Source organism: Nitrospira sp. BLG_2 (assembly GCF_049222245.1).
Genome location: NZ_JBLYIG010000576.1, coordinates 1 through 4,311 on the forward strand (window position 1 = coordinate 1; position 4,311 = coordinate 4,311).

At 55.1% G+C, this 4,311-nt stretch carries 4 protein-coding genes and 1 other RNA gene; 4 read left to right on the forward strand and 1 reads right to left on the reverse strand.

Annotation, left to right across the window (positions count from 1 at the left end; genetic code table 11):
• A partial coding sequence (locus ACOSYY_RS15435) for a hypothetical protein (RefSeq protein ID WP_421663482.1) occupies window positions 1-277 on the forward strand: 277 nt, incomplete at its 5' end.
• An 11-nt stretch (window positions 278-288) separates the two neighbouring features.
• Here ACOSYY_RS15435 and rnhC read toward each other — a convergent pair.
• Entirely contained in the window at window positions 289-954 is a 666-nt protein-coding gene (rnhC, locus tag ACOSYY_RS15440; RefSeq protein WP_421663483.1) for a ribonuclease HIII, read from the reverse strand.
• Window positions 955-1,072: 118 nt separating this feature from the next.
• On the opposite strand from rnhC, the gene ACOSYY_RS15445 reads away from it, so the two are divergent.
• From ACOSYY_RS15445 to ilvB, 3 genes are all read left to right on the forward strand, one after another.
• Window positions 1,073-1,939 carry a M48 family metallopeptidase gene (locus tag ACOSYY_RS15445; protein ID WP_421663485.1) on the forward strand — a complete coding sequence of 289 codons (867 nt, stop codon included), beginning with the start codon at window positions 1,073-1,075 and terminating at the stop codon, window positions 1,937-1,939.
• Window positions 1,940-2,029: 90 nt separating this feature from the next.
• Window positions 2,030-2,456: RNase P RNA component class A (rnpB, locus tag ACOSYY_RS15450), an RNA gene on the forward strand.
• A 239-nt stretch (window positions 2,457-2,695) separates the two neighbouring features.
• Window positions 2,696-4,311 (forward strand): biosynthetic-type acetolactate synthase large subunit (gene ilvB / locus ACOSYY_RS15455; RefSeq protein WP_421663487.1); only part of this gene is annotated, 1,616 nt, incomplete at its 3' end.

Genomic DNA, 4,311 nt, shown 5'->3' on the forward strand with positions numbered 1-4,311 from the left:
AGCAATGCCGCCGCCCGCATTTTCCCACGCAAACCAATCCGGCACATTCGTGAATCCATTCGGCATCGGAGCTCTCTTGGCTATTGACGATCAGCTGTCATCGATAATTCTACACGCGTTGACGCCGAAGTACCACCGGACAGGAGTATGGGCAGTCTACGCAACGGCGGTCCGAAATGGAATTGCTCTCGATTGCACGAAGCTTTCATCACGATGCTCTGCGAGGAAAAGGGCTAGGCTTCGCGTCAAGACTGAACGGGTGCGTGAGTCGAAGTGAGAAGTAATAGGCTAGGTCGACCCTGCCAGCACGGCTTGCGTGGTCTTGAAATGCAGTTTCGCGACCAATCCCAACTGTTCCCGCCCGTGTTTTTTGATGATCATCTTCGCGGCGAGTTCGACGGCCGGGGATGCGCCTTTGGGTAGGGTCGTGCCGACATCGTCGGACAATCGCTTCAGTCTGATCAGAAATTCAGCCCGTGCAAGGACGGATGCCGCCGCGACTGCCAAGTCCGATTCGGCTTTAGTCCGCTGTTCCAGCACGATCCTCCGTCCCTTCTCTTGCAGCGCGTTGAGGATCAGTCGCTCATCACCGAACTGATCGGAAATCGCCCGCTCGCAGGTCACGCCTCGCTCCAGTAGATTCTCAAGCGTCTTGGCATGGCCCCAGGCAAGCAAGCGGTTCAGATTGTTAATCTTGGTGTAGAGTTCGTTGTACTTCTTTGGTCCAATAGCGATGATGCTGTGCGGGCAAATGGTCTTGATGTCGGGGGCCATTTCCAGGATTCTGCCGTCAGAAAGTTTCTTGCTGTCGCGGACCTCCATCAACTTCAGTTCGCCGTGCGTCGTCGAGTCAACGAATACGGCCGCGACGACCAGAGGACCGAAGTAATCGCCCTTTCCCGATTCGTCAATGCCGATCCGCTCGATCCTGTTGCGGGAATGCTGCACAGTCATGAAGCGCCTGTTCCCCCTGGAAAACGTGCCTAGGGAGCGGTAATCTACCAACGGATTCCATAGTGGTCAATTGAGCTACGATGAGTTCATTGAAACTCGTTTGGTTGGAGGATCGAAGATGAACGTCACACCACATCTGAGAATAACATCCATCTGCTGTCTTCTTTTGTGGGGGATCGGTTTAGCCGGATGCGAGACCAACCCCTATACGGGGCGAAAGCAGTTATTGATGACGTCGGTCGATCAAGAAATACAAATGGGGGCGCAGGCGTACAATCAGGTCAAGAGCGATCCGAAAATGCGGCCGTCGCAAGATCCTCGCGAGATTGAGCCGGTCAAACGGATCGCGGCTCGGATCATCGAGGCCGCGAAACGGTCAAAGTACGCGGAGATGGCTCAACAATTTCAGTGGGAAGTCACGGTCATCAAGGATGATAAGACGGCGAACGCCTTTGCGCTGCCTGGTGGAAAGATGGCGGTCTACACCGGCATTTTCCCTATGGCCAAAACGGAGGCCGGCTTGGCGGCTGTAATGGGGCATGAGGTGGTGCATGCATTGGCTCGACATGGCTCAGAGCGCATGAGCCAGGGGCAAGTCACCAATATTGGGTTGCAAGTCATTGGTGCCGCTGTCGGATTAAGTAGTAAGAATCCCATGCTCAGTCAGTCGACGATGGCGGCGCTGGGTGCGGGGGCACAGGTCGGCGTGCTGCTGCCCTTCAGCCGAAAACATGAATCAGAAGCAGACTATGTCGGGATTCTTTTGGCAGCCGATGCCGGGTATGACCCGCGCGAGTCCGTCGCGCTCTGGGAACGAATGGCTCACATGTCGGGAGGGGAGGGCACCGCTGAATTCTTATCGACTCATCCGAGCCATGATACTCGAATTGACCAATTGAAAGAATGGATGCCGGAAGCCATGGCTATTTATCAAAAAAGAACTCCGATGCCGGCCACCCCATTACCGGAAATCGGTGGCAGGTAAAGATCCCTACTGCCCTTACTTATGTGTACATAAGGAGTATCAGTCTGCTTGTCCCGACCTGCTTCGTTCTTTTATACTGACGTGGCGTGGGTGGAAGACTGGATGGTCGCTCGGTGCATTCCGCATCGGGAGGAAAGTCCGGACTCCACGGGCAGGGCGCTGGGTAACTCCCAGGCGGAGCAATCCGACACCAGCACCACAGAAATCAAACCGCCGATGGCCAAGGCGATGGGATATTATCTGGTCGCTGCGGCTCAGGTAAGGGTGAAACGGTGGAGTAAGAGCCCACCGCGGTGGTGGTGACATCACCGGCACGGTAAGCGTCGCCCGGTGCAAGACCAAATAGGAAGACATGTGCGGACTCTTCATGGGGCTCTGCGCACCGACTGGCCCGGTCGGGGTCTTCGGGTAGGTCGCTTGAGGTTCGAGGTAACTCGAATCCCAGAGAAATGATCATTCAAGCAAAGTAGGAAGCTTCTTTGCGGGACAGAATCCGGCTTATAGGTCATCCATCCACGCTCTTCGTCTAGTAAAAGCTCCTTGGCTTGAGGCTCCTCGTCTCTTCTCCCATCGGCCACAGAGAGCGGTGTGAGTAGTTGTATTGACGACCCTTCGTTATGGATGCTAGGATCTCAAATCTTTCCCCCTTGATTTCAAACACATCTCTGCACGATGATGCGTGCTTCGCAAGGGGTGCCCGTTTAAGGTCTCCCTATCGGCAGTCGACCTTATGCGCGCGGTTGGAGGGAGGGTGCCATGAAACTCACCGGTGCTGAAATCTTCATTGAATGCCTGAAGCGGGAAGGGGTGAAGACACTCTTCGCACTTCCAGGTGGAGTCGTGTTGAAGATTTTCGATACGCTTCACCAGCAGAAAGATATTGAAGTGATCTTGACGCGCCATGAACAGGGCGCGGGCCATATGGCGGAAGGATATGCGAAGGCGACGGGGAAGGCCGGCGTGTGTCTGGTCACCTCCGGCCCCGGCATGACCAATGTCATTACGGCGTTGGCCGATGCCTATATGGATTCGGTACCGGTGGTCTGTTTCAGTGGCCAAGTCCCGACGAGTTTGATCGGAAACGACGCCTTTCAAGAAGCCGACAACGTGGGTTTGAGCCGGCCCTGCACGAAGTACAATTTTCTCGTCAAAGACGTGAACGACTTGGCGGCCACGATCAAAGAGGCGTTTTATATCGCGACGACAGGCCGGCCGGGTCCGGTCCTCGTCGATATCCCGAAAGATGTGTCGATGGCCAAGGCAGAATTCACTTATCCGAATTCTGTTTCGATTCGCGGGTACAACCCGACCTACGAAGGAAATAAATGGCAGATCAAACAGGCGGCCGAAGCGATCATGAAGGCCAAGAAGCCGATTCTCTATGTCGGTGGCGGGGTGATCTTCTCCGGAGCCTCACAGGAACTGCTTGAACTGGCCGAGATGACACAGATCCCGGTGGACATGACGTTGATGGGCCTTGGGGCGTTTCCAGGGGAGCATCCGTTGTCTCTGGGCATGCTCGGGATGCACGGGACCTATCAGGCCAATATGGCCATGCATTATTCCGATCTGGTGATCGCCATCGGCGCACGGTTTGACGACCGGGTGACGGGGAAGGTATCTGAGTTCTGTCCCTATGCAAAAGTAATCCATGTCGATATCGACCCGACCTCCATTCGGAAAAACATCCATGTCGACATTCCGATCGTCGGCGACTGCAAGACCGTGCTCCGTGAGTTGAATCAAATCTTGCGCGCGACGGTCAATGGTGAGCAAAAAGATCTCCGAAAGCCGTGGTGGGATCAGATTCAAGAATGGCGACAGGCTCACCCATTGTCGTTTCACCAAAAGACAGACGGACCAATCAAGCCGCAACAGGTAGTCAAGCGGCTGTATGAGCTGACGAAGGACCGGGATCCGATCGTCTCGACGGATGTCGGACAACACCAAATGTGGGCGGCGCAGTATTTTAAACTCGCGAAGCCGAACCGATGGTTGACGTCAGGTGGACTGGGCACGATGGGCTTTGGATTTCCGGCGGCAATGGGGGCACAGGCTGCATTCCGTGATCGGCTGGTGCTCTGTATCGCCGGAGACGGCAGTGTTCAGATGAATATGCAGGAAATGGCGACCGCGGTGGTGAGCAAACTGCCGGTCAAGATCGTCATCTTGAACAACGGATTTCACGGTATGGTCCGACAATGGCAGGACCTGTTCTATGAAGGCCGCTACGCGTCGAGTTACCTGGATACCACGCCGGATTTCGTCAAGCTGGCGGATGCCTACGGTGCGGTAGGATTGCGGGTCAAGAAGATTGCTGACCTCGATGCTGTTTTGAAAGAAGCGTTGGCAACGGACAAACCCGTCATTGT